A 24730-nucleotide genomic window follows, 5' to 3' on the forward strand; every position below is an offset into this window, starting at 1 on the left:
CAACGCCCCGCTCCCCCGGGACCCGCTGCGTAACGTACCCGGCGGTAGCGTTGCAGCGCCGGTCGGGGCCTTGTTACGTTCACAAAGTCCCCCGTCGACACCCGGCCCTCCGGCCGGGCGCGCGGAAGGGACCACTTGGTGATGCAGGCAGGAAACGAGGGGACAGCAACGTGGCTGGCACATTCGAAATCGCGGCGGCAGGAAACGAGTCGTACTACTTCACGCTGACTGCGCCGGACGGCACCGTCGTCGCCGTTTCGCCGCTGTACAACAGCCTGCGGGGAGCCGCCGCCGGGATCACCGCGGTGCGGGAAAATGCCGCCACCGGACTGGTGGTGGACAAGTCCGCGACGCCTGTTTAGGCGTCCACCCCGTGCAGGCGGGTCCGGTCCCACGGGACGGACCAGCCCAGCTGGTCGAAGAGCTGGTTCAGGATCATCCCGGTGAATCCCCAGACCACCACGCCATTGACGGCGAAGGCGGGGCTCTTGAACGTCTGCCCGGCGCGGGTGACGGTGGCCATGATCCGGTTGTCCGGATCCAGCAGGTCCCGCACCGGCACCCGGAACACCTGCGACGACTCGCCGTAGTCCACCACGCGCACCGGGGACGGCGAAGCCCACCAGCCCAGAACCGGCGTGACCAGGAAGTTCCCGCGCGGCAGGGCCAGCTCCGGCATGATGCCCAGGACCTCGACGCCGGCGGGATCCAGGCCGGTCTCCTCCTCGGCCTCCCGGAGCGCGGCCTCCGTCACCGTCTCGCCGGGGTCGATGCCGCCGCCCGGGAAGGCCACCTGGCCCGGGTGGTCATCCAGCGTCTGGGCGCGCTGCAGCAGCAGGACGTCCAGGTCGGCGGGGGCCAGCAGTTTGAGGGAGGCGGCCGGGACGTCGTCGAGGGACCCGAACAGCATCAAAACCGCGGCGCGCCGCACCCGCTCCCCCGCGGACACGGAGAGCTCGCGCCAGCGCGGGTCCGGCGGCGGCGCGGTTCCGGCCTCGACGGCGGCTACCAGGTCGATCAGGTCCTGCCGGGCCGTCATGGCGTCCTCCGCTGCGATTCCATCCGGATTTCCGCGGCCCGGTGGGTTTCGGCGAGCAGCTTCCCCAGCAGCTCCTCCTGACCAGGTGCCAGCTCATACTTGAGGAGTTTGCGGGCCTTCTCCGGATCCGTTTCGCCGGCGCCGTAGCTGGGGCACCAGTTGGCCACGGCGCAGGCACCGCATGCGGGTTTGCGGGAGTGGCAGACGCGCCGGCCGTGGAAGACGACGCGGTGCGAGAGCATGGTCCAGTCCCGGGGTTCGAACAGTTCGGCGACGTCGGATTCGACCTTGACGGGGTCGTCCGAGTCGGTCCACCCGAAGCGGCGGGCCAGGCGGCCGAAGTGCGTATCCACGGTGATTCCGGGGATTCCGAAGGCGTTTCCGAGGACCACGTTGGCGGTTTTCCGGCCGACGCCGGGAAGCGTCACCAGGTCCTCGAGCCGGCCGGGCACCTCGCCGTCGAACTCGTCGACGAGCCTGGTGCCCAGCGCCATCAGGCTCCGCGCCTTGGCCCGGAAGAATCCGGTGGGTTTGATGATCGCTTCCAGTTCGGCCGGTTCGGCCTCGGCCAGGCTGCGCGCGTCCGGGTAGCGGGCGAAGAGCAACGGCGTGATCTGGTTAACGGTCACGTCCGTGGTCTGGGCGGAGAGCACTGTCGCGACCACGAGTTCGAACGGGCTGCGGAAGTCCAGTTCGGCGTGGGCGTAGGGGTACTGCTCGGCCAGCGCGCGGTTGATGCGGCGGGCCCGGCGCTTGAGCGCCAGCATGCTCTCGCCGGAGGCACCCCGGGGCACACCGGCCGCCCCGGTGCCCGCCCCGGCCGCCGTCTGCTTCCCCGCCCTGCTGGCCACGGCGGGTCTAGCCGCGCTCGATGTTGCTGAGGTCCCGGAGCACTCCGACGCGTCCGTCCGTGTGCTGGACGAGGAATTCATGGCCGCGGTCTTCGAGCGCCAGAACCCAGCCGCCGGGCTCGACCACGAAGGACGGGGTCCCGGTGCGCTCATCGACGGCGGTGCGTGGCTGGGCGACGGCGAACCAGAAGGCCTCGTAGGCGGGCTGGGCGCTTCCCTGCTCCGGACGGCTGGCCGGGTCGACCGTGGCACCGATGGGTTCCTGCTGGCGGACCTGCGGCGTGAGGGCGGTCGGGGCGTCGTGACCGGCGGGCGGGACCGGCGCCGCGGCGGCCTGGGTCTGCTCGGAGGCGGGGGCCGCGTCGGCCGGCTTGCCGGCGGGGGCCGCGGATTCAGCGGCTGCGGATGCGCCGGACCCGGCCGGTGCCGACGTTGCCGCCGCGGTTGCGGTCGGGGCCGGGTGGGCGGCGGTGGCGGCATCTGCTGCGGGGGCTGCGGGGGTGTGCACGGCTTCCGGCTGGGCGGCGGCCGGCGCGACGACGCCGTGGGCCTGGGTGGCGGGCTCGGCGGCCGGGCGGGCGGCCTGGGCGGCGTCGCGGGCTTCGTAACCGCGCGGGGTGGATTCGGAGGCAGTGCTGGCAGCGGCGCCGCCGGAGGGGGTGATCCGCTTGGCCCAGCCGGCCAGGGCGGCGCTTGGCTTCGAGGCGGAGCCTTCGGTGGCCGGCTTGGCGGCCTTGGGGGCGCGGGGGCGGCGGAACGGGGCGGCCGCCTCGCGGGCCACAACGTGGGCGGGGGCCTCGGCGCGGTGCAGGAAGTCGCCGGCGAGCGCCGGGATCAGGCGGGCCAGGACCGTGGCGGTGAAGAGGCCGAGCGCGCCGATGAGGCCCAGCAGCATGCTGGGAACGAAGGCGCCGGCGGCCGCCAGGAAGAAAAACGCCACGCTGAAGCTCGCGACGACGGAGCCGAACTGGTCAACGGACAGGGATCCGATCCGGAGCCGGGTGCCCGGGCTGACCCGTCGGGCGACGAACAGGGCGGCGACGATCAGCGGCAGGAGGATCCCGAGGCCCAGGAAGAACAGGCTGCCCAGGTTCCAGAGGTTGTACCGGACCGCGAACATCGGGATCAGGGAAGCGACGAAGAGCACCAGGACGGACCCGAAGACGGTGAGGTCCCGGACGGTGAACGGGCCGGCAACAGCCTCGTTGTTCTTGATGTTCGGCTTGTCCACGGTGAAACGCGGCTGCTCCGCCTTGCCGTGGGACGGCGCCTGCACGGAGGACTGCTGCTCCGCCGGTCCGTCGGTGCGGTTGGGCGCGCGGAGCTGCCCGTTGCCTTGCTCGTTCATTCTGTTCTCCTTAGCGTGGCCGCACCCTGGACAGTGCGGCCTAACGGCAGGCAAAAAAGGGACCCTAAGCGGTCCCCTTTGCCCCCCATCGGATGTCACGACTTCATCTCAGCCTAACCAAGTGCCGGACCGATCACTAGCTGACCGGCCGTCACTCCAGCACCAGATTGCGAAGTCTTTCGCGGCGGCTCCCACGTCGCGGCCGCCCCCGGCGGAGCGCGGCACCGCGGCGCCGCTCGGCGCTAAATAAACACCGTTCGCGGCGGTCGATGTGACGGTGCACACGTTCTGTCAGACCCGGGCGCTAGGGTGTATTTCGGAACAGCACACGAGGCACGTCCGTGACCGGCCGGTGCCCGGAGCCGCGCAGGCGGGACCGGGAACGGTTGACGACGGCGTCCGCGCAGCACGGATCGATGAATGATGAGGTTCACCATGTCCCAGCAGACCCCCGGGTCCACCGTCCCCGCCCGGCAGGGCGACGCCTTCGAAAACCTGTCGCAGGAAAACCGGAAGTTCGCCCCCTCGGCGGAGTTCGCGGCCAATGCCGTGATCACCGAAGCCGAGTACGCGGAGGCCGACGCCGACCGGCCGGCGTTTTGGGCAAAGCAGGCCCGCAGCCTGCTGAGCTGGAGCAAGGACTTCACGCAGACGCTGGACTGGTCCGATCCGCCCTTCGCCAAGTGGTTCGTCGGCGGCGAAGTCAACGCCGCGTACAACGCCCTGGACCGGCACGTCGAGGCCGGCAACGGCGACCGGGTGGCGATCCACTTCGAGGGAGAGCCCGGCGACACCCGGACCTACACCTATGCCCAGCTCACCGAGGAAGTAAAGAAGGCAGCGAACGCCTTCGAGTCCCTGGGCATTGTCAAGGGCGACCGGGTCGCCGTCTACCTGCCGATGATCCCCGAGGCGGTCATCACGCTGCTGGCCTGCGCCCGGATCGGCGCCATCCACTCGGTTGTGTTCGGCGGTTTCTCGGCCGAGGCACTCCGCTCCCGCATCGACGACGCCGAGGCCAAACTCGTCGTCACCGCCGACGGCACCTACCGCCGCGGCAAGCCCAGCCCGCTCAAGGCCGCCGTCGACGAGGCCCTGGCCCACGAAGGTGACGGCACCGGCCACACGGTCCAGAACGTCGTCGTGGTCAAGCGCAACGGCCAGGACGTGGACTGGCACGAGGGCCGGGACCACTGGTGGTCGGACACCGTGGACGCCGCCTCCGCCGTGCACACCGCCGTCGGCCACGACTCAGAGCACCCGCTGTTCATCCTCTATACCTCCGGCACCACGGGGAAGCCCAAGGGCATCCTGCACACCACCGGCGGCTACCTCACGCAGGCGGCCTACACCCACCGCGCCGTGTTCGACCTGCACCCCGAGACGGACGTGTATTGGTGCACGGCCGACGTCGGCTGGATCACCGGCCACTCCTACGTCGCCTACGCGCCGCTGATCAACGGCGCCACCCAGGTGATGTACGAGGGCACGCCGGACTCCCCGCACCAGGGCCGCTGGTGGGAGATCGTGCAGAAGTACAAGGTCTCCATCCTTTACACCGCCCCGACGGCCATCCGGACCTTTATGAAGTGGGGCAAGGACATCCCCGGCAAGTACGACCTCTCCTCCATCCGGGTCCTCGGGTCCGTCGGCGAACCCATCAACCCCGAGGCGTGGATGTGGTACCGCGAGGTTATCGGCGCCAACGCCGGAGCCAACGGCGAGAAGAAGGAGAATCCCGCACCGATCGTGGACACCTGGTGGCAGACCGAGACCGGGGCGCAGATGATCGCCCCGCTGCCCGGGGTCACAGCCACCAAGCCCGGCTCCGCGCAGGTGCCGCTGCCCGGCATCGCCGTGGACGTGGTGGACGAGGCGGGCGAGTCCGTCCCCAATGGCGCCGGTGGCTACCTGGTGATCCGCGAGCCGTGGCCCTCCATGCTGCGGGGCATCTGGGGTGACCCGGAGCGGTTCAAGGAAACCTACTGGTCCCGGTTCGAGACGATGTACTTCGCCGGCGACGGCGCCAAGAAGGACGACGACGGCGACATCTGGCTGCTGGGCCGGGTCGACGACGTCATGAACATCTCCGGCCACCGGCTCTCGACCGCGGAGATCGAGTCGGCGCTGGTCTCCCACCCCGCGGTTGCCGAGGCCGCCGTCGTCGGCGCCGCTGACGAGACCACCGGCCAGGCCGTCGTGGCCTTCGTCATCCTGCGCGGCGACGCCGTGGATTCAGGCGACGCGATGGTGCAGGAACTCCGCAACCACGTGGGCAAGGAGATCGGCCCGATCGCCAAGCCCAAGACCATCCTGATCGTCCCGGAACTGCCGAAGACGCGGTCCGGCAAGATCATGCGGCGGCTACTCAAGGACGTGGCGGAGGGCCGCGAGGTGGGAGATGCCACCACCCTGGCGGACAACACCGTGATGGCGCAGATTGCGGCCTCGCTGAAGAAGTGACCGGCCGGCGGCCCGGAAAGGCACGTCCCGGGGCTGCTGCGGTGGTGGGCGGGAGACGGTGGAGCGTCTCCCGCCGCATCGCTGCGCCGGCCCCGGTGGTGTGGCGCCTGCTCACCGACATCAGGTTCTGGCCGCTTTGGGGACCTTCGATTACCGGGGCGGAGCTGGCAGGGCACCGGCCCGGCGGTGAGGAACACGTGCTCCGCGCCGGGAGCCGGGGAAGGGTCCGGACCGTGGCGGGCGTGAGCCTGACCTTCGCCGTCACTTCCTTCGAGGAGGGCTCCTTCCGGGACGGGTGCGATGAAAAAGGTAGCGCCTGGTCCTGGGCAGTGGCAGGCGTGGCCGCCACCGGACACCGCGTCGGCGCCGCCCCTGGCGGTTGTCTCGTCACCTTCTCCGTCCCCTGGTGGGCTCCGCCGTACCTGCTCGTCTGCGCCGTCGCCCTGCGCCGGATCGATCGGCTGGCGGCGCAGCAGGCCCGCGACGCGCTAGATTGTGAACCATGAGCGAAGCGATCTCCCCCGGGTCCGCCACCGACGGCTCCGGACGCGGCACCATCCTGGTCCTCAACGGGCCCAACCTGAACATGCTGGGGACCCGGGAACCGGAGAAGTACGGCACGGCGACGCTCGCCGACGTCGAACGGCTCGCCGTCGAGGCCGGCGCCGCCCATGGCCTGGCGGTGGAGTGTTTCCAGTCCAACCACGAGGGCGCGCTGGTGGACGCCATCCACGCCGCCCGCGGCAAGGCCATCGGCATCGTCCTGAACGCCGGTGCCTACACCCACACCTCGGTGGCCATCCGGGACGCGATCAGCGCGGTGCAGATCCCCACGGTGGAGGTCCACATCACGAATGTGCACGCCAGGGAATCGTTCCGGCACACGTCCTACCTCTCGGACATCAGCAAGGCGGTCATCGCGGGCGCGGGCGTCCTCGGTTACCGGTTCGCCGTGGACTACCTGGCGGCCTTGGACGCGGGCCGGGCCTGACATGACCCCGGCGGCAGGGACCGGCGCCACGGCCGACTGGTACCGGCACTTCGGCGCCGTCGATGCCCCGGGCAACTCCCCCTGCTACGCCGACTGGTCCCTGCAGATCGCCGAGGACGCCGCCCTGGTGGAACGCATCGACCGGTGGCCGCACGCCAAGCGCCAGCCCCTCCTGCTGCTGGCCGCGGCGCGCTACGCCGGGGCCGCGACCGGTCCGTACCCGCAGTTCCGGGCCTTCCTGGACGCGCACTGGGACGAGGTGTCCCGGACGGTCCTGGGGCGCTCCACCCAGACCAATGAGGCGGGCCGGTGCGCCGCGCTGTTGCCTTCCCTGGCCAGGATCGCCGCGGCCGAGGACCGGCCCCTCGCACTGCTGGAGGTCGGGGCCTCCGCCGGGCTGACCCTGTTTCCCGACCGGTACGGGTACGAATTCGTCGACGGCGGCGCCCTGAGACGGCTGGACCCGCCGGATGCGGCGCCGGGCAGCTACCCGGTGCTGCGCTGTGACACCAAGGGACCGGTCCCGTTGCCGCCCAAGGTGCCGGAGGTGGTGTGGCGGGCGGGGATCGACCTGAACCCGTTGGACGTCAACAATCCCGACGACGTCGCGTGGCTGGAGGCGCTGGTCTGGCCCGAACAGGACTTCCGCCGCGAGCGGCTGCGGCAGGCGATCGCCGTCGCCCGCGCCACGCCGCCGCGGCTCGTGGCCGGCGACCTGAACGAGCACCTGGTCAGCCTCGCGGCCGAGGCCCCGCCGGAGGCCGCACTGGTGGTCTTCCACAGCGCGGTAATGGCCTACCTGGACGCGGACGGGCGGGAACGCTTCCGGGACACCATCGCCCTGCTCGCCGCGGACCGGGGCTGCCACTGGATCTCGAACGAGGGCCACATGGTCATCATGCAGCCGGACGGGTCCAGTGTGGTGCCGGAGATGGACGAGGCAAGGCTCAGGGGACGCTTCCTCGTGATGGAGGACGGCGTGCCCGTGGCCGCGGCCGGGCCCCACGGCCAGAGCCTGGAATGGCTCGAGGGCGCGGGCTAAGGCCTACTTCTTGATGCACTGCCCGGGCGAGACCGGGTCACCCAGGCCGGAGGCCTTCGCCGCGACCGGTCCCAGGTCGTTCATGGTGATCGCGAACCCGAGGGAGTTCTCCGACGTCGACTTCGCGAAGACCACCCCGGCAACCTGGCCGTCCGTGGTCAACAGCGGGCCGCCGGAGTTGCCCGGCTGGACGTCGCCCGCCAGCCGGTAGACATCCTCCGGAGCGGCGTTGTTGCCATAGATGTCCGGCACCAACACGGTGGCGATGTCCCGGATGGCGGCCGGCTTGGACTGGAACGGGCCGCCATGCGGGTACCCCGCGAACGCGGCCGGGCTCCCGGCGGGCAGGTTGGAACTCAACTGAAGCGGCGCGGACCGCAGGCCGTCCACGGCCAGGACCGCGAGGTCGTGCTGGCTGTCGAAGTAGACCACCCGGCCGGGCAGCGCGCCGCCGCCGGGCACCTCGACGACGGGCTCGGGCACGCCGGCAACAACGTGCGCGTTGGTCACCACGCGCCCGGCGGAGACCACGAACCCGGTCCCGGTCTGGTTCTGCCCGCACTGGTAGGCGGTGCCGGCGATCTTCAGGACCGACGCCGAGGCGCGGTTGAGCGCGGGCGTGTCGGTGCTGGCGTCCGGAACGGGGACCGGCTGGCCGCCGATCCCCTCGAACAGGGTGGGGATGCCGTCGCCGATGACGGCGGAGCGCAGCTGCGCGAGGGAGGCCTTGACGGGTGTGGGGGTGACGCCGTCGATGAAGCCGATCACCTTGGAATCCGCCAGCTGCTGGGAGACCAACGGAACGCCGAGGGCACTGACGCTGAAGGCCAGCATGGACATCACGAGGGCGGAGACGGCGACGTTGACGCCGCCGCCGACCACCCGGTCCACGAACCGGAGCGGACTGGGTTTGACGACGCTGCGGATGCGCCGGCCGATCATGGTGCCGAGCCCGTGGCCCAGCATCATCAACGCCACCGTGGCGGCGATGATCGCGGTGAGCCGCCACCCGGGGTCGCCGACAAGGTCGCTGACGATGGGGACAGCGAAGAATGCGGCCACGGCACCGCCCGCGAAGCCGGCGATACCGCCGAGGGTCACCAGGAACCCGTTGCGCAGGCCGTAGATCAGGTAGGACAACAGCGTCAGGATCAACGCGAGGTCCAGGATGGTCAAGCCAAACAACGGGGCTCCTTAGGGGCTGGTAGGAGGCTCATTCTACCGGTGCACCCTGACAGTTTGCGGGGCACGGGCCGCCGCCTGAACGTCGCCGGAGCAGCTGCGGGGCGCCCGCCGGCCCCGGCGCCGCCGCGTCTTCTGGCGCGTCCCGGTGCCAAGTACGTCACAGAAGCCGCAAAATTCTGAAACAATGGCTGAAGCGCCCCAGCCGACACAGTTAGTCAGGAGTTTTCATGGATATCGAGGTATTGCGCCGCGCACCCCTTTTTGCCACGCTCGACGACGAGGCCTTCCGTCTGCTGACGGACGAGCTCACCGAGGTGGACCTTTCCCGCGGTGCCTCGGTCTTCCGGGAAGGCGACCAGGGCGACCAGCTCTACTTCATCGTCTCCGGCAAGGTGAAGCTCGGCCGCACCTCCCCCGACGGCCGCGAGTCGCTGCTGGCGATCCTCGGACCGGGCGAGCTGTTCGGTGAGATGGCCCTCTTCGACCCGAGCCCCCGCACCGCCACCGCGACGGCCGTGTCCGAGACCCGCCTCGCGGGCCTGAAGAACGAGAGCCTGAACGCCCTGCTCCGCAGCCGCCCCGAGGTATCCGCCCAGCTGCTGCAGGCATTGGCCCGCCGCCTGCGCCGCACCAACGACTCCCTCTCGGACCTGGTCTTCTCCGACGTTCCGGGCCGCGTGGCGAAGGCCCTGCTGGACCTCGCAGACCGCTTCGGCCGTCCGGCGACCGACGGCGTGCTGGTCGCCCACGAACTGACCCAGGAAGAGCTCGCGCAGCTGGTCGGCGCCTCCCGCGAGACGGTCAACAAGGCCCTGGCGGAGTTCGTCCAGCGCGGCTGGCTGCGCCTCGAGGCCCGAGCCGTCGTCATCCTGGACATGCAGCGCCTCCGCCAGCGCTCCCGCTAAACGCACCCCAGCAGCAAACACCAAAGGGCCGGCTCCGATTTCCTCGGAGCCGGCCCTTTGGCGTAGTTGACGGGCGGGGCTAGCGTTCGCGCTGGGGCTCGTTGGCGACGGTTTTGGCGGCCTCGACTTCGAGCATGAGCAAGCCGTCCTCCTCCACCAGCGTCGGCTGGTAGACGTGGGCGCTGCGCTTGTAGCTGAGGTAGGCGATGCAGCCGTTGGCGCTGGCCATCTTCTCGAGCATGATCTCCGAGCCGGGAACCAGGAGCTGGCCGAGGCGGAGACCCACGGTGTTCGGCTGGCCCACCTCGTCACCCAACGCGGTGGTGTCCCGCTCGGCAATGACCTTGCGGACGCAGACCCAGCGCGCCCACACACCCTTGCTGGCCAGCATGGACGGCTGCTGATTCATCGGCACGGTGGCGGCGAAGTAGCGGGTATTGAAGCGCCGGTGCGAGAAGTCGGGGCTGAGCCAGTTGACCAGCGGCTTGAGCAGGTCCGTGCGGACGGAGAGGCCGCGCTTGGCCAGCACGTCGGTGAAGGATTTCTCCTGCTCCGCGACGGCTTCCCGGGCCCGCATCCACTCCGGGGAGGTGTTGTTCTCCACCGTGGAGGACAGGTCCGGTCCGGCGAGGAGGATGCCCGTTTCTTCGAACAGCTCGCGGATTGCGCCGATCACGTGCCGGCGGGCGAGGCCGACGTCGGCCGTTCCCATCCGTTCCGCCCAGTAGGCGGGCGGCGGCCCGAGCCAGCCGACGGCGTCGTCGTCGGAGGACTCCAGCGAGCCGCCCGGGAAAGCGAGCACGCCCAGCGGCGAGGTGCCCGGCCGGTAGCCGAGCCAGGTCTCCAGCCCCGTAGGCGAATCCCGGAGCAGCACCACGGAGGAGGCGAAACGCGGGGCGCGCGGGGTGCGCTCCCCGTGTTCCAGCCAGCTGCGGGCCGCTCCCTCGAGGTCCGGGGGAAGATCAAACAAACGTCGTGCGAGGTGAGGCAAGGAAAGCGACCGGCCTTAGGCAAATTCTGCGATCAGTTCGACTTCCACCGGGGAATCGAGCGGCAGGACGGAGACACCGACGGCGGAGCGGGCGTGCTGGCCGGCGTCGCCGAGAACCTTGCCCAGCAGCTCGGAGGCGCCGTTGATGACGCCGGGCTGGCCGGTGAAGGACGGGTCGGAGGAGACGAAGCCGACCACCTTGACGATCCGGGTGATCCGGTCCAGGTCGCCGATGACGCTCTTGACCGCGGCGAGGGCGTTCACGGCGCAGATCGCGGCGTAGCGCTGGGCGTCTTCCGGGGAGACGGTGGCCTCGTCGGAGGCACCCTCGGCGCCGGAGGAGACCTTGCCGGTCTCTTCCAGGCGTCCGCCGACAAACGGCAGCTGGCCGGAGGTGTAGACGTGGTTGCCGGAGACGACGGCGGGCACGTAGGCGGCCACGGGTGCGGCCACCTCGGGGAGCGTCAGGCCGAGTTCGGCGAGGCGCTGTTCGACGGCGGACGTGGCGCCCGCGGAGGCTGCCGGCGTCGTGGCTTCGGACGTGCTCATGGTTACTGCTTCTCCCGCTTCAGGTAGGCCACCAGGCCGTTGCCGTCGGGGCCCGGAACTACCTGCACCAGCTCCCAGCCGTCGTCACCCCACTGATCAAGAATCTGCTTGGTGGCGTGAATAATGAGCGGAATCGTGGCGTACTCCCATTTGGTCATGAAGGAAAGCCTAGTGCTTGCCGCTAAAGTGGAAAACATGGCGACTGGTAAGAACCCTGTATTCGACACTGCCACCACCCTCGGAAAGCTCATCCTTTTCCTTGGCGTGAGTGTTGTCTGTGGCGTGCTCGTTGCGGGGCTGCTTGTTCCCGCCGCGGCGCTCTCGGGCAACACGGCCAGCGGGTCGATCAAATTCTTTGAGGCCCTCCCGGCGGAACTCCAGGTGGACCCGCCGAGCCAGGCCACCACCATCCTCGCCGCCGACGGCAGCGTGATCGCCAGCGTCTACTCGGAGAACCGCACGCGCGTCTCCCTGGACCAGATGTCTCCGTACATCAAGGACGCCGTGGTCTCGATCGAGGACAGCCGCTTCTACGAGCACGGCGGCGTGGACACCACCGGTATCCTCCGCGCGCTCGTGGCGACCGCCCGCGGCAACAAGCAGGGCGCCTCCACCATCACGCAGCAGTACGTGAACAACGTCATCAACTCCTCTCTGGAGATGGAGGGCAAGAGCGACCAGGTGCTCCTCAACGGCGTCAACAAGAGCATCGGCGACAAGCTCCGCGAGATGAAGCTCTCGATCGCCCTGGAGAAGAAGTTCTCCAAGGAGCAGATCCTCGAGGGCTACCTCAACATCGTCTTCTTCAACCGCGACGCCTACGGCATCGAGGCGGCCTCGAAGTTCTTCTTCAGCACCTCCGCCAAGGACCTGACGCTGCCGCAGGCCGCGCTGCTGGCCGGCCTGGTCAACAGCCCGTCCTTCTACGACCCGATCACCCACCCGGACAACGCCAAGGTCCGCCGCGACCTGGTCCTCAAGGCCATGCTCACCCAGGGAAAGATCAAGCAGGCCGACTACGACGCCGCCGTCGCCACCCCGGTGGAAACCAAGGTGACCCAGCCCAAGCAGGGCTGCGGCAACGCCACCATGGCCCCGTACTTCTGCGACTACGTCATGCACCTGCTGCAGAACAACCCCGCCTACGGCGCGGACGCCGATGCCCGGGAGCGGAAGATTTTCCGCGGCGGCCTGACCATCAAGACCACCTTGGACCCCAAGGCCCAAGCCGTGGCCCAGGAGCAGGTCAACGCCACCGCCGGGGCTAACCCGGACAAGTGGGGAGCCTCGCTGGTGTCCGTCCAGCCCGGCACCGGCAAGATCATCGACATGGCCCAGAACACTTCCTTCCTGGCCGGCGACGGCAAGTTCGATACCCAGCTGAACTTCAACGTCGACGCCTATGACAGCAAGGGCCAGGACCTCAACGGCGTGGGCGGCATGCAGCCCGGCTCGACCATGAAGCCGTTCACGTTTGCGGAGTGGCTGAACGAGGGCAAGTCGATGAACACCATCGTCGACGGCTCCGTCCGGAAATATCCGATCAACTTCAAGTGGAGGAATTCCTGCGGCGTGACCACCGGCGCCTACAACACGGCGGAGTCGGCACTGGGTGCGGCGGACGACCTGCAGAATGCCGAGGACGGCTACTACAAGCCCATGACGGTCCTGCAGGGCCTGTATAACTCCATCAACACGGTGACCTTCGCTTCCGCAGCCCAGTTGGACTTCTGCGGTATCCAGAAGATGGTGGATTCCGTGGGGCTGCACTCGGGACTCCCCGCCAAGGACAAAGACCAAAAGATCATCCTTGATGCCAACGGCAACATCGCGGACCCGAACCCCAAGATCAACATGTTCACGACGGGGAACCTGCTGGGCTCCACCCAGACGTCGCCGCTGGCCATGGCCAGCGCCTTCGCGACCTTCGCCAACGACGGCAAGTACTGCGAGCCGATCGCCATCACCTCGGTGACCGACGCCAACGGAGCGCAGTTGCCAGCCCAGAACACCAACTGCCGGGACGCGGTCAAGCCCGAAGTTGCCCGCGGCGTGAACTACGCGCTGCAGGAGGTCTTGAACCGCGGTTCCGGCTCACTGATCCGGCCGCGGATCTCCACCCGGACCGATTTCCCGATCGGCGCGAAGACGGGTACCTCGAACAACAACGGTTCCACCTGGGTGGTGGGCCACACCACCGGCCTGGCCACCGCCTCCTGGTTCGGTGACGCGCTGGGCGCCCAGGGCCGAGCCGGCCAGAACCTCACGATCAACGGCCAGTTCTACAAGGGCATCGACGGCTACATGCTCGCCGGGCCGCAGTTCTCGAACTTTATGTCCGCCGTTGCCCCGGGCTACGGAACGAATCCGTTCCCGGAGCCGCCGTCCAACCTGCTCAACGGCTACACGCCCAGCCCGGTGCCCAACACCCGGCAGAACACCCAGGCGACGCCGGCACCGAATAACCCGGCACCGAGCAGCCCGGCTGCACCGGCTCCCGCGCCGAGCAGCCCGGCACCGGCCCCGACCAAGCCCGGCAACGGTAACGGCTAACACATGGCCGACATGAGCACGCTGGCGAGCCGCGTCCGAAGCATCGGGCGCGGCCTTGCCGTCACCACCGCCGTCGGAGCCGCGGCGGGTGCCGCCGCCACGGGTTACGGCCTGTGGGAGAAGAACCAGTTCGTCCTGCGCGAGGAGTCGCTGGCGATCCTGCCCCCGGGCTACGGCCCGCTGCGCGTGCTGCACCTCAGCGACATCCACTTCATTCCCGGGCAGCGTAAGAAGGCCGACTGGCTGGCCTCCCTGGCGGAGCTGGAGCCGGACCTGGTGGTCAACACCGGCGACAATGTCAGCCACGTCAAGGCCATCGGCCCGGTCCTCGACGCCCTCCGGCCGTTGCTTCGGTTCCCGGGCGTCTTCGTGCCGGGATCCAATGACTACTACGCGCCCCGGTTCAAGAACCCCGCGTCGTACTTCACCGGCCCCTCCTCCACCCCCAAGACCCCCGTGGCCCTCGACTGGCCCCGGCTGCGCACCGGATTCGGCATGTCCGGCTGGGTGGACCTGACCAACCGCTGCCAGTCCCTGGTGGTGGACGGCCTCCGGCTGGACTTCTCCGGCGTGGACGACCCGCACCTGCGCCTGGAAAAGTACGCCGGCTGGCCCCGCGGCACCCGCGGCCAGGACACCAAACCGCACCTGCGGATCGCCGTCGCCCATGCCCCCTACCAGCGCGTCCTGGACCACTTCACCGACGACGCGGCAGACCTGATCCTCGCCGGGCACACCCACGGCGGCCAGATCTGCCTCCCCGGCTACGGCGCGCTCGTAGCCAACTGCGACCTGCCCACCTGGCGGGCCAAGGGCCTGCACGACTGGGAAAGCAACGGGCGGACGACGCCGGTCAACGTCTCCGGCGGCATCGGCACCTCACGCTTCGCCCCGGTCCGCATCGCCTGCAAGCCCGAGGCCGTGCTGCTGACCCTCACCGCGAAGGCTTAGACGCACCGGCCCGCAGCGGTCCGGTCATTACGGAACATAATTTCTGCGCCAGATTCGCGGGGGCCGCAGAATGCTGTGAACGTGGTCACGCCATGGCCTAGGGTAGTTGCTACCGGAAACTACATTCAGTTGCGTAAACCCTTTCGCAGTTGCAGTTAAGAAGCAGGCATGGCTACACAGACCCCGTTCTTCACTTCCATCAACCGCCTCTATCCCCACGTCCGGCCGATCCTGCCGCGCCTGATCATGGGCCTGCTCAGTGCCCTGATGGCCAGCGTCGTCGCCCTCGCTATCCCCCAGGTCCTGCGGGTCCTGATCAACGATTCGCTCAAGCCCGGCGGCAGCGGCCAGGCTGTCTGGATCTCCGCCGGGATCGTCCTGCTGCTCGGCATCGCCGAGGCCGGGTTGGTGGCCTTGCGCCGGCAATTCGTGATCAACCCCGCCACCACGGTGGAAACCCGGATGCGGGTCTCCCTCTACGACCACCTGCAGGACCTCGCCGTGGCGTTCCACGACCGGTGGGGGTCAGGGCAGCTCCTGTCCCGGGCCATGACGGACCTGAACTTCCTCCGCCGCTGGATGGCCTTCGGCGCGATCATGCTGGTGGTCACCACGCTGACCGTGCTGATCGGCGTCGTGGTCATGTTCGCCATGAGCTGGCAGCTGGCCCTGATCTTCCTCGCCGCGGCCGTTCCGATCATGATCTACGGCTTCCGGTTCCGGACCCGGTACTCCAAGGTGGCCCGCCGCAGCCAGGACCAGGCCGGTGACCTGGCCACCACCGTGGAGGAATCGGTCCACGGCATCCGCGTGCTCAAGGCGTTCGGGCGCAGCCGCGAGGCCCTGGAGAACTTCAACGAACAAGCCGAGGAACTGCGCCAGACCGAGATCGATAAGGCCAAGCACCTGGCCACCTTCAGCCTCGTGGTCACACTGCTGCCCGAACTCGCGCTCGGCGCCGGCCTGGTCGTCGGCGTCCTGCTCGCCGCCGACGGCCAGCTCAGCATCGGCGCCCTGGTGGCCTTCTTCGCCACCGCCGCCGTCATCGCCGCCCCCGTGGAGGTCTGCGGCATGCTCCTGGCCATGGCGCTGACAGCCAAGACCGCCATCGACCGGCACTTCGAGGTGATGGACGCGGTGAACACCATCACCAGCCCGGAGCAGCCCCGCAGCCCGGTCGACCTGAAGGGGGCGCTGTCCTTCCGGCACGCCACCTTCGCCTTCGACGACGCCCCGGACAAGCCCATCCTCAAGGACATCACCCTGGACATCAGGCCCGGCGAGACCATGGCACTGGTGGGCATCACCGGCAGCGGCAAGAGCGCCCTGCTGCAACTGGTCCCCCGCCTTTTCGACGTGACCGCCGGTTCGGTGGAGATCGACGGCGTCGACGTGCGCGAGTTCGACGTCGCCGGGCTGCGCAGCGCCGTGGCGGTCGCCTTCGAGGACACCACCCTGTTCTCCAACTCGGTCCGGGACAACGTCCTGCTCGGCGTCGCGGACACCGTCCCCCCGGAGCGCCGGGAGGAGATCCTGGCCGAGGCCCTGGACACCGCCCAGGCCCACTTCGCCTACTCGCTGCCCGAGGGACTCGACACCCTGATCGGCGAGGAGGGCCTCAGCCTCTCCGGCGGCCAGCGCCAGCGCATCGCCCTGGCCCGCGCCGTCGCCGCCGACCCCACCGTGCTGGTCCTCGACGACCCGCTCTCGGCTCTGGACGTCAATACCGAGGAACTGGTGGAAACCCGGCTGCGCGAGGTCCTCGCGGACACCACCACCCTGGTGGTGGCACACCGGCCCTCCACCGTGGCCCTCGCGGACCGGGTGGCCCTGCTGCAGGACGGCCGGATCACCGCGGTGGGCACCCACACCGAACTGCTGGCGAAGAACAGCCACTACCGCTACGTCATCGCCAGCCTGGACCCGGAACCGCGGGACCTGGACTCCGAGCTTTCCGCCCTCGAGGCCGAGGAGGTTTCGCCATGAGCACCGCCACCTTCGGCACCGCGAACGAGGACAACGCCCACCTCTCCAAGACCGAGAGCCGCGCCGTGCGGCGCCGCTCCCTGGCCCTGCTGGGCTCCCTGATCCGGCCCGTCCGGCTGCGCTTCTGGCTCACTATCGCCGCCGTCGTCCTGTCCCAGGCCGCCCGTGTGGCAGGCCCCGCCCTGATCGCCTTCGGCATCGACCGGGCGCTCCCCGCGCTGCAATCCGGGGACAGCTTCCCGCTGGTCTTCGCCGGCGCGGCCTACCTGGCGGCGGCGATCGCGACGGCATGGCTGACCGCCCTCTACGTGACGTCCACCGCCCGGCTGAGCCAGTCAATGCTGCTGGACTTGCGGGTCCGGGTCTTCCGGCAGACGCAGCGGCTGAGCCTGGAGTTCCACGAGAAGTACACCTCGGGCCGGATCATCGCCCGGCAGACCTCCGATTTGGAAGCGCTGCGCGAACTCCTGGACTCCGGGGTCTCGTCGCTCGCGTCGGGGCTGCTGTTCATGATCTTCACGGCCATCACCATCTTCGCCCTGGACTGGCGCAGCGGCCTGCTGGTCCTGGCCGCCGGCGTCCCGATGTACTTCCTGTCCCGCTGGTACCAGAAGCATTCGCAGATCGCATTCCGGGAGTCCCGGGTGGTCTCGGCCCGGCTGATCGTGCACTTCGTGGAGACCATGACCGGCATCCGTGCCGTGAAGGCCTTCCGCAAGGAACGGCAGAACGCCGAACGCTACGCCGAGCTGTCCGAGGAATACCGGCTGGTCACGGTCCGTTCGATCAACCTCAACGGCGTCTTCCAGCCCGGCCTGGTGCTGATCGGCAACATCTGCGTGGCCGTCGTCCTGCTGGTGGGCGGCTTCCGGGTGCTCGACGGCGGCCTGGCCGTCGGCGTGCTGCTGGCCCTGATCCTCTCCACCAAGCGCTTCTTCCAGCCGGTGGACCAGATGGCGATGTTCTACAACTCGTTCCAGAGCGCCCAGGCGGCCCTCGAGAAGGTCTCCGGCCTGCTCGAGGAGGTGCCCACCGTCCGCCCGCCGGAACACCCGGTGGCCCTCCCCCGCGCCACCGGCCGGATCGACTTCAACCAGGTGGAATTCCGCTACGGTGACGGCCCGGTCATCATCCCCACCCTGGACCTGCACATCCCGGCCGGCCAGACGGTCGCCCTGGTGGGCCAGACCGGCGCGGGTAAGTCCACGCTGGCCAAGCTGATCGCCCGGTTCTACGACGTCTCGGCCGGGTCGTTGACGCTCGACGGCGTCGACCTGCGGCAACTCGCGACGGCGGACCTGCGCCGCAACGTCGTCATGGTCACCCAGGAGGCCTTCCTGTTCAGCGGCACCGTGGCGGACAACATCGCCCTGGGCCGGCCGGATGCGAGCCGCGAGGAGATCGAGGCGGCAGCCAAGGCCGTCGGGGCGCACGGGTTCATCACCGAGCTTCCGGACGGGTACGACACCGATGTGAACAAGCGCGGCGGACGCGTCTCGGCCGGCCAGCGCCAGCTGATCAGCTTCGCCCGCGCGTTCCTGGCCCGGCCCGCGGTGCTGATCCTGGACGAGGCCACCTCCTCCCTGGACATCCCGTCCGAGCGCATGGTCCAGGCCGGGCTCGCCAGCCTGCTCCGCGGCACCGGCGGGGCGGACAGTGGCCCCGCCGCCGGCTCTTCAGACGGCCCCGCAAACGCCGACGCCGGCAGCCGCACCGCGCTGATCATCGCGCACCGCCTCTCCACCGTGGAGACCGCGGACCGGGTGCTGGTGGTCCACGACGGCAAGGTGGTGGAGGACGGGTCGCCCGCGGAACTGATTGGTGGCGGCGGCCGTTTCGCCACCCTGCACGGGGCCTGGAAGGACTCGCTGGTCTAAGCCGGAGCCGCCGGTGCCCGCCCGGATGGGTAACACCGCCGCGGGAGGACGTTTCGGCGGTCCCGATTTCGCATCCGGGGCCGGTATCGGATACTCTTGTGAAGTTGCTTTTGCAGCAACGGATCGGGATGTGGCGCAGCTTGGTAGCGCGCGTCGTTCGGGACGACGAGGTCGCAGGTTCAAATCCTGTCATCCCGACCAGTCAAAAGAGGGCCTTCCAGCTGGAAGGCCCTCTTTTTTGTGTCCGCTCACCGGGTGTGAACCTTGGCGGCGGCCGGCCCAAAACGACGCCGGACACGTCACGGCCCCGGCATCCTGGGATGCCGGGGCCGTGGAGTCTGCCGGTCGGTAATGAGATCGAGTCAGGGATTACATCGGGTCGGGCCAGTTGCCGACATTGGTGGAGTAGGTCATCGGGTCCGGCCAGTTGCCCACCGCGGAGGCCACGCGCATCGGGTCGGGCCAGTTGCCGACGGCGGTAACCTGCGTGGAATCGGAGCTGGAGCCGGCGGCGATGATGCCGGGAGCCGCTGCGGAGAAGGCCAAGGCCCCTGCGAGTGCCAGGCCTGCTGCAATCTTCTTCACCATGGTGATCCTCAAATCTTGAGTCGGAGTCGTTACCAAGTCTGTAGTTCCCTTGTTGACATACATTGTAAAATTTCTTCCACAGAGGCTGTCAAGCATTTAGTACATCGATTGTCCGGAATGAGGTGGGATCCGTGGGGAACGGATTTGGCGAAAAACTCCGCGCGGAGCGGTTGGACCGCGGGCTCACACAGGCGGAACTGGGCAAGGATTTGTACTCGCCCAGCTACATCTCCCTGCTCGAAACCGGGCGCCGCGAACCCACCGCCGACGTCATCGAGGAACTGGCCCGACGCCTGGACCTGGCCCCGAAGGCCCTCGAGGCCTGGAGCCAGCCGGTCTCCATCAGCGACGCCGAGTATGTGCTGGCCGGCCTCTACGCCCGCCAGGCCTGGGATCTCCGGGACTACCCGCTGGCCGCGCAGCACGCCGCGACCGCCGCGCAGATCGCCCTGGATTCCAAGAACACCAGCGCCTGGTGGAACATGACCTACATGCAGGCCGAGTGCCTGATCAAGCAGGGCCTCTGGGCCGAGTGCCGGGCCATGGTCCAGCGCCTCCTGGACCACCCGCTGGCCGCCGAATCGGCGGGCCTGGGGGTCCGGGCCCGGCAGATGCTCGCCGCCGCCGCACAGGGCCAGGGCCAGCTGAAGGACGCCGTCGACTACGCCCAGGAGGCTGTCCGGCTCTGCGCACAGCTGCCGAAAGGCTCCACCATGATCATCGGTGCCCTGCGCGCCCTGATCGGCGCCTTGGCCGAGAGCGGCCGCCTGGACGAGGCCTGGAAGTACTGCCAGGAGATGAACGCGGAGATGGAAGGCCAATCGCTGCCGCAACTGGCCGGCGAGGTGGCCTGGGTGGTGGGCAACGTCGCCTTCATGCGCCATGACTACGCGGAGGGCATCAAGTACCACGAGGAGGCCGGCAAGCTCCTCTCCCCCGCCTACGACATCGACCTCTGGGCCCGGTTCAACAAGGCCTCCGCCGCGGTGCGGCTCTCCTCCGGGATCGTCGAGCCGGAAACCCTGTCCGCGATCGAGCGGGCGGAGCTGGCCCTCTCGATCGTCGGCGGCACGGACACGGACCGGCTGGAGGTCGCCTTCATCCGCGCCCGGTGGCTCTACCTCACCGGGGACATCATAGGCGCGGTGCAGAAACTGCGCGAGATCCACGCGGAACGCTCTCTCTTGGCACGGCACACGGCCGGCGAGGTGTCGCTGCTGCTGGGCAAGGCACTCAAGGCCGCCGGCGAGGCGGAGGAGGCGCTGGTCTACCTGGACGAGGCGCAGAAGGACTTCAGCGCCGCCGGGGCCTCGGACCGCGTCCAGCAGGCGCTGGACGCGGTCCTGGAGATCAAGCTGGCCCAGCGCCGCGCCGAGGCGGCGTCCGCAGGCAGCCAGCAGCCGACCCCCAGCTGAGAGGGGCCATTAGCCAGCGGCCGGAGGCGCCTCAGGCGAAGCTGCGGCCGGTCAGAAGCTCGTAGGCCTCCACGTAGCGGCTCCGGGTGCGGGCGACGACGTCGTCCGGCAGCGCGGGCGGCGGCGTGTCGGAGGACTTATCCCAGCCCGACGAGGCGGAGGTCAGCCAGTCTCGGACGTACTGCTTGTCGTAGGAGGGCTGCGCCTTGCCCGGCTCGTAGGTGGCGGCGTCCCAGAACCGTGACGAATCGGGCGTCAGCACCTCGTCGCCGAGGGTGATCACGCCGGTGGCGGCATCCACTCCGAACTCCACCTTGGTGTCCGCGAGGATGATCCCGCGTCCCCGGGCGATGTCCTCGGCCTTGGTGTAGATCTCCAGGGTCAGGTCCCGCAGCCGCGCGGCGGTATCGGCCCCGACGAGGTCCACGACGGCGTCGTACGTGATGTTCTCGTCGTGCTCGCCCACCTCGGCCTTCGCGGAGGGGGTGAAGATGGCATGCTCCAGCCGGGAGCCGTCGACCAGCCCGGGCGGCAGCGGGATGCTGCAGACCGTGCGGGACTGCTGGTATTCGGCAAGGCCGGAGCCGGTGAGGTAGCCGCGGGCGATGCATTCGACCGGGAACATGTCCAGCTTCTTGCAGATCATGGCCCGGCCCTCCACCTCTGCCGGGACGCCGTCGGCGGCCGTGGCGGCAAGGACGTGGTGTTCGACGCCGAGCTGTTCGAACCACCACAGGCTCAGCTGGGTCAGGATGCGGCCCTTGTCCGGGATCTCGCTGGCCAGCACGTGGTCATAGGCGCTGATCCGGTCGCTGGCCACCACCAGGACGCAGTCCTGGCCTACACGCTCCGTGATGGCGGGGTCCGCCGGCGCGTAGAGGTCGCGGACCTTGCCCGAGTAGATGTGCTTCCAGCCCGGCAGCTCGGGGGCCTGGGTCTGAAGGCCGCCGGCGAGGGGTTCGTGTGCGTTCATGGTCAGGACTTCGCTTTCGTCGCGGCGGCGGAGCCGGCCACGGTGATCGCACCGCGGGCGGCCTTGGCACCGATGTCGCTGCGGTACTGGGATCCCTCCAACTGGATCAGCTCGACGCCGTCGTACGCCCGTTCCCGGGCCTCGACCAGATCCGTTCCAAGCGCGACGACGGCGAGGACACGGCCGCCGGCCGAGACCACCTTGCCGTCGTCGTCCAGCCGGGTGCCGGCGTGGATGACGTGGACGCCCTCCAGGGCCTCGGCCTTCTTGAGCCCGCGGATCCGGTCACCGGTGCGCGGGGTGCCGGGGTAGTTTTCGGCGGCGACGACGACGGCCACCGCGGTGTCCCTGGACCAGCGCAGCGGCTGGGCCTCGGCGAGTTCGCCCTTCGCGGCCGCCATCAACAGACCACCCAAGGGGGTCTTGAGCCGGGCCAGGACCGCCTGCGTCTCCGGGTCCCCGAAGCGGACGTTGAACTCGATCACCCGGGTGCCGCGCGAGGTCAGCGCCAGGCCGATGAAGAGCACTCCGACGAACGGGGTGCCGCGGTGGGCCATCTGGCTGACGGTGGGCTGCGCCACCCGTTCCAGGACCTCGTCCACGAGGCCTTCCGGCGCCCATTCGAGCGGGGTGTACGCGCCCATGCCGCCCGTGTTGGGGCCCTCGTCGTTGTCGAAAATGCGCTTGAAGTCCTGGGCCGGAGAGAGCGCCACCGTGGTACTGCCATCGCAGAGGACGAAGAGCGAGACCTCGGGGCCGTCGAGGAACTCCTCGATGACCACGGAACCGCCGGCGTCGAAGCAGCTCTGCGCGTGGGCCAGCGCCTCGTCCCGGTCGTTGGTGACCACGACGCCCTTGCCCGCGGCGAGCCCGTCGTCCTTGACGACGTATGGGGCGCCGAAGGTGTCCAGGGCGTCGGCGGCTTCCTCGGCGTTGGAGGCCACGCGGGCCATGGCCGTCGGCACGCCGGCCTCAGCCATGATGTCCTTGGCGAAGGCCTTGGAGGCCTCGAGCTGGGCGGCGGCCTTGCTGGGCCCGAAGACCGGGATCCCGGCTTCACGGACGGCGTCCGACACGCCCGCGGCGAGCGGCGCCTCGGGGCCGACGACCACCAGGTCCACGGCCAGCCGGGTCGCCAAGGCGGCGACGGCGTCGGGATCGTTGGCGTCGATGGCGTAAGTGGGGACCAGTGTGCTGATGCCGGCGTTCCCCGGGGCCGCGTGGACCTCGGAGACATTCGGATCGGCGAGCAGGGAACGGACAATGGCGTGTTCGCGGCCGCCGGGGCCGATGACGAGTACCTTCACAGTTCCCTAGGGTACTTTGTGCACCCGGCAGGCTCCTAAGCTGTGTCGGGCCGGCAATCCCCCGGGCCGGCGGCTCCGAATAAGGGATATGACATCGTCCAGCAGCACCCAGCCCGGCACCACCGCGCGGCCGCGGAAGCGTTTCCTGCCCTCGGGGCCCACGGTCATGGCCGCCCTGGCCGGGGTGGTGTCCGCCGGCGTCGTCCTGGCCGTCGCGGAACTCGTAGGGGCCTTCTTCACGGCCCGCGCCACCCCGCTGATCGCCCTCGGCTCGACCTTCATCGACTTCACCCCGCCGTGGATGAAGGACTTTGCGATCGCCACGTTCGGCACCAATGACAAGGCAGCCCTCTTCGCCGGGATGGGCCTGACCATCTTCCTCCTCGCCTGCGTCCTCGGCATCGTCGCCTACCGGCGCTGGTCGCTCGGCGTCGCCGGCGTGCTGCTGATGGGCGCGGTGATCGTCGCCAGCGTAGTGACGCGCGCCAGCGTCAAACCACTGGATGCGATCCCCTCGCTGATCGGCACCGCAGCGGGCCTGGTGGCGCTGCGGTTCCTGATCGGCAAAGTCTGGCGGATGCGGTCCTGGCCCGACGCCGAGGTCGGGCGCAGCGCCAAGGAACCGGACCGTCCGGCCACCAGCCGGCGCGCCTTCTTCGCCGCAACCGGCATCACCGCCGTCGGGGCCGCCGTGGCCGCCACCGGTGGCCGGCTGCTCAGCGCCGCCCGCAGCAACGTGGCCAAGGCCCGCGAGAGCCTGACCCTGCCCACCCCGGTCAAGGCCGCCGCGCCGGTGCCTGCCGGGGTGCAGTCCAAGGTACCCGGCGTCACGCCGTGGCTGACCCCGAACAAGGACTTCTACCGGATCGACACCGCCCTCAGCGTGCCCGAGGTCAACGCCCAGGACTGGGAACTGCGGGTCCACGGCATGGTGGAGCAGGAGGTCCGGCTCAGCTTTCAGGATCTCCTGGACGCGAAGCTGATCGAATCCCACGTCTCCCTGACCTGCGTGTCCAACCCGGTGGGCGGCAACCTGGCCGGCAACGCCAAGTGGCTGGGCATGCCCATCCGGGACGTCCTCGCGATGGCCCGGCCCAAGTACGGCGCCGACATGGTGCTCTCCACCTCCGTGGACGGTTTCAGCGCCTCCACCCCGATCGAGGTGTTGCGGGATGACCGCGACGCGATGCTGGCCATCGGCATGAACGGCGAGGCGCTGCCGCTGGAACACGGCTACCCGGTGCGGATGGTGGTCCCGGGCCTGTACGGCTTCGTCTCCGCCACCAAGTGGGTGGTTGACCTGGAGGTGACCCGGTTCGCGGACGCCAAGGCCTACTGGACCCAGCGCGGCTGGTCCGAGCGCGGACCGATCAAGACCATGGCCCGGGTGGAGGTGCCCAAGTCCTTCGCCAAGGTCCCCGCCGGCAAGGTAGCGGTGGGCGGCACCGCCTGGGCGCAGACCCGCGGCATCACCAAGGTGGAGATCCAGATCGACAACGGACCCTGGACCCCGGTGGAACTGTCCACCGAGGCGTCCCTGGTGACCTGGCGGCAGTGGTCCTATGAGTGGGACGCCACCCCCGGACCGCACTACCTCAAGGTCCGCGCCACCGACGGAACCGGCGAGGTGCAGACGGACAAGCGGGCCGATCCGGTCCCCGACGGCGCCTCCGGCTGGCAGTCCGTCATGGTCACCGTGGAGTAACCGGGCGACGG

Annotated in this window: 22 protein-coding genes and 1 tRNA gene; 13 read left to right on the top strand and 10 right to left on the bottom strand. The window is 69.4% G+C overall.

Features of this window, described 5'->3' with window-relative positions:
- Window positions 1–170 precede the first annotated feature (170 nt).
- On the top strand, window positions 171–362 hold the full coding sequence (locus AB0O44_RS02680; protein ID WP_364133852.1) for a YegP family protein: 192 nt from the start codon (window positions 171–173) through the stop codon (window positions 360–362).
- Here AB0O44_RS02680 and AB0O44_RS02685 read toward each other — a convergent pair.
- From AB0O44_RS02685 to AB0O44_RS02695, 3 genes are all read right to left on the bottom strand, one after another.
- Window positions 359–1039, bottom strand: a complete 681-nt coding sequence (locus AB0O44_RS02685; RefSeq protein WP_364133855.1) for a CoA pyrophosphatase — start codon at window positions 1037–1039, stop codon at window positions 359–361. The two genes, AB0O44_RS02680 and AB0O44_RS02685, sit on opposite strands and share 4 nt — an antisense overlap.
- Window positions 1036–1806: an endonuclease III gene (nth, locus tag AB0O44_RS02690; RefSeq protein ID WP_364134673.1), complete on the bottom strand. Its 771-nt coding sequence runs from the start codon at window positions 1804–1806 to the stop codon at window positions 1036–1038. Before nth ends, AB0O44_RS02685 begins: the two co-directional genes overlap by 4 nt.
- A 91-nt stretch (window positions 1807–1897) precedes the next feature.
- Entirely contained in the window at window positions 1898–3238 is a 1341-nt protein-coding gene (locus AB0O44_RS02695; RefSeq protein ID WP_364133858.1) for a hypothetical protein, read from the bottom strand.
- 435 nt (window positions 3239–3673) lie between these two features.
- Here AB0O44_RS02695 and acs point away from each other — a divergent pair, with 435 nt between their 5' ends.
- From acs to AB0O44_RS02715, 4 genes are read left to right on the top strand one after another with little or no spacing between them, the layout of a single operon-like run.
- Entirely contained in the window at window positions 3674–5701 is a 2028-nt protein-coding gene (acs, locus tag AB0O44_RS02700; RefSeq protein WP_364134676.1) for an acetate--CoA ligase, read from the top strand.
- A gap of 44 nt (window positions 5702–5745) precedes the next feature.
- Entirely contained in the window at window positions 5746–6207 is a 462-nt protein-coding gene (locus AB0O44_RS02705) for an SRPBCC family protein (protein WP_364134679.1), read from the top strand.
- On the top strand, window positions 6204–6692 hold the full coding sequence (gene aroQ / locus AB0O44_RS02710; protein ID WP_364133861.1) for a type II 3-dehydroquinate dehydratase: 489 nt from the start codon (window positions 6204–6206) through the stop codon (window positions 6690–6692). Before AB0O44_RS02705 ends, aroQ begins: the two co-directional genes overlap by 4 nt.
- A gap of 1 nt (window position 6693) precedes the next feature.
- On the top strand, window positions 6694–7734 hold the full coding sequence (locus tag AB0O44_RS02715) for a DUF2332 domain-containing protein (protein WP_364133864.1): 1041 nt from the start codon (window positions 6694–6696) through the stop codon (window positions 7732–7734).
- Between the two features lie 3 nt (window positions 7735–7737).
- Here the strand turns inward: AB0O44_RS02715 and AB0O44_RS02720 are convergent, their stop codons facing one another.
- The gene (locus AB0O44_RS02720; RefSeq protein ID WP_364133866.1) at window positions 7738–8919 is read right to left on the bottom strand and encodes a MarP family serine protease; all 1182 of its coding nucleotides are present in this window, start codon (window positions 8917–8919) and stop codon (window positions 7738–7740) included.
- 227 nt (window positions 8920–9146) lie between these two features.
- Here AB0O44_RS02720 and AB0O44_RS02725 point away from each other — a divergent pair, with 227 nt between their 5' ends.
- The gene (locus tag AB0O44_RS02725) at window positions 9147–9824 is read left to right on the top strand and encodes a Crp/Fnr family transcriptional regulator (RefSeq protein ID WP_290256164.1); all 678 of its coding nucleotides are present in this window, start codon (window positions 9147–9149) and stop codon (window positions 9822–9824) included.
- 79 nt (window positions 9825–9903) lie between these two features.
- Here AB0O44_RS02725 and AB0O44_RS02730 read toward each other — a convergent pair whose 3' ends face one another.
- The 3 genes from AB0O44_RS02730 to AB0O44_RS02740 are packed head-to-tail and all read right to left on the bottom strand — an operon-like array spanning window position 9904 to window position 11522.
- Window positions 9904–10815, bottom strand: a complete 912-nt coding sequence (locus tag AB0O44_RS02730) for an NUDIX hydrolase (protein ID WP_364133868.1) — start codon at window positions 10813–10815, stop codon at window positions 9904–9906.
- 15 nt (window positions 10816–10830) lie between these two features.
- Window positions 10831–11364 carry a RidA family protein gene (locus AB0O44_RS02735; RefSeq protein ID WP_364133871.1) on the bottom strand — a complete coding sequence of 178 codons (534 nt, stop codon included), beginning with the start codon at window positions 11362–11364 and terminating at the stop codon, window positions 10831–10833.
- Window positions 11365–11366: 2 nt separating this feature from the next.
- On the bottom strand, window positions 11367–11522 hold the full coding sequence (locus AB0O44_RS02740; protein WP_003797879.1) for a DUF4177 domain-containing protein: 156 nt from the start codon (window positions 11520–11522) through the stop codon (window positions 11367–11369).
- A 37-nt stretch (window positions 11523–11559) separates the two neighbouring features.
- Here AB0O44_RS02740 and AB0O44_RS02745 point away from each other — a divergent pair, with 37 nt between their 5' ends.
- From AB0O44_RS02745 to AB0O44_RS02765, 5 genes are all read left to right on the top strand, one after another.
- Window positions 11560–13917 carry a transglycosylase domain-containing protein gene (locus AB0O44_RS02745; RefSeq protein ID WP_364133874.1) on the top strand — a complete coding sequence of 786 codons (2358 nt, stop codon included), beginning with the start codon at window positions 11560–11562 and terminating at the stop codon, window positions 13915–13917.
- A gap of 3 nt (window positions 13918–13920) precedes the next feature.
- Window positions 13921–14868 carry a metallophosphoesterase gene (locus tag AB0O44_RS02750; protein WP_364133877.1) on the top strand — a complete coding sequence of 316 codons (948 nt, stop codon included), beginning with the start codon at window positions 13921–13923 and terminating at the stop codon, window positions 14866–14868.
- A 168-nt stretch (window positions 14869–15036) separates the two neighbouring features.
- On the top strand, window positions 15037–16854 hold the full coding sequence (locus tag AB0O44_RS02755) for an ABC transporter ATP-binding protein (protein WP_364133879.1): 1818 nt from the start codon (window positions 15037–15039) through the stop codon (window positions 16852–16854).
- Entirely contained in the window at window positions 16851–18731 is a 1881-nt protein-coding gene (locus AB0O44_RS02760; RefSeq protein ID WP_364133881.1) for an ABC transporter ATP-binding protein, read from the top strand. The genes AB0O44_RS02755 and AB0O44_RS02760 overlap by 4 nt, the downstream gene beginning before the upstream one ends.
- Before the next feature lie 124 nt (window positions 18732–18855).
- Window positions 18856–18932 (top strand) — tRNA-Pro (locus tag AB0O44_RS02765).
- A gap of 168 nt (window positions 18933–19100) precedes the next feature.
- On the opposite strand, the gene AB0O44_RS02770 is transcribed toward AB0O44_RS02765, so the two are convergent.
- Entirely contained in the window at window positions 19101–19319 is a 219-nt protein-coding gene (locus AB0O44_RS02770) for a hypothetical protein (protein WP_290256171.1), read from the bottom strand.
- 131 nt (window positions 19320–19450) lie between these two features.
- Here AB0O44_RS02770 and AB0O44_RS02775 point away from each other — a divergent pair, with 131 nt between their 5' ends.
- Window positions 19451–20734 carry a helix-turn-helix transcriptional regulator gene (locus AB0O44_RS02775; RefSeq protein ID WP_364133885.1) on the top strand — a complete coding sequence of 428 codons (1284 nt, stop codon included), beginning with the start codon at window positions 19451–19453 and terminating at the stop codon, window positions 20732–20734.
- 31 nt (window positions 20735–20765) lie between these two features.
- Here AB0O44_RS02775 and AB0O44_RS02780 read toward each other — a convergent pair whose 3' ends face one another.
- Together AB0O44_RS02780 and purD are read right to left on the bottom strand one after the other, a co-directional pair.
- Window positions 20766–21707, bottom strand: a complete 942-nt coding sequence (locus tag AB0O44_RS02780; protein WP_290256173.1) for a phosphoribosylaminoimidazolesuccinocarboxamide synthase — start codon at window positions 21705–21707, stop codon at window positions 20766–20768.
- Between the two features lie 2 nt (window positions 21708–21709).
- Window positions 21710–23014 carry a phosphoribosylamine--glycine ligase gene (gene purD, locus AB0O44_RS02785; RefSeq protein WP_364133889.1) on the bottom strand — a complete coding sequence of 435 codons (1305 nt, stop codon included), beginning with the start codon at window positions 23012–23014 and terminating at the stop codon, window positions 21710–21712.
- A 166-nt stretch (window positions 23015–23180) separates the two neighbouring features.
- Here purD and AB0O44_RS02790 point away from each other — a divergent pair, with 166 nt between their 5' ends.
- A complete protein-coding gene (locus AB0O44_RS02790) occupies window positions 23181–24719 on the top strand; it encodes a molybdopterin-dependent oxidoreductase (protein ID WP_364134682.1) in 1539 nt (512 codons plus the stop codon).
- The last annotated feature ends 11 nt before the right edge of the window (window positions 24720–24730 follow it).

Origin of the sequence: Arthrobacter sp. NPDC080082 (assembly GCF_040686595.1) — a bacterium.
In the GTDB taxonomy this organism is placed as follows: domain Bacteria; phylum Actinomycetota; class Actinomycetes; order Actinomycetales; family Micrococcaceae; genus Arthrobacter.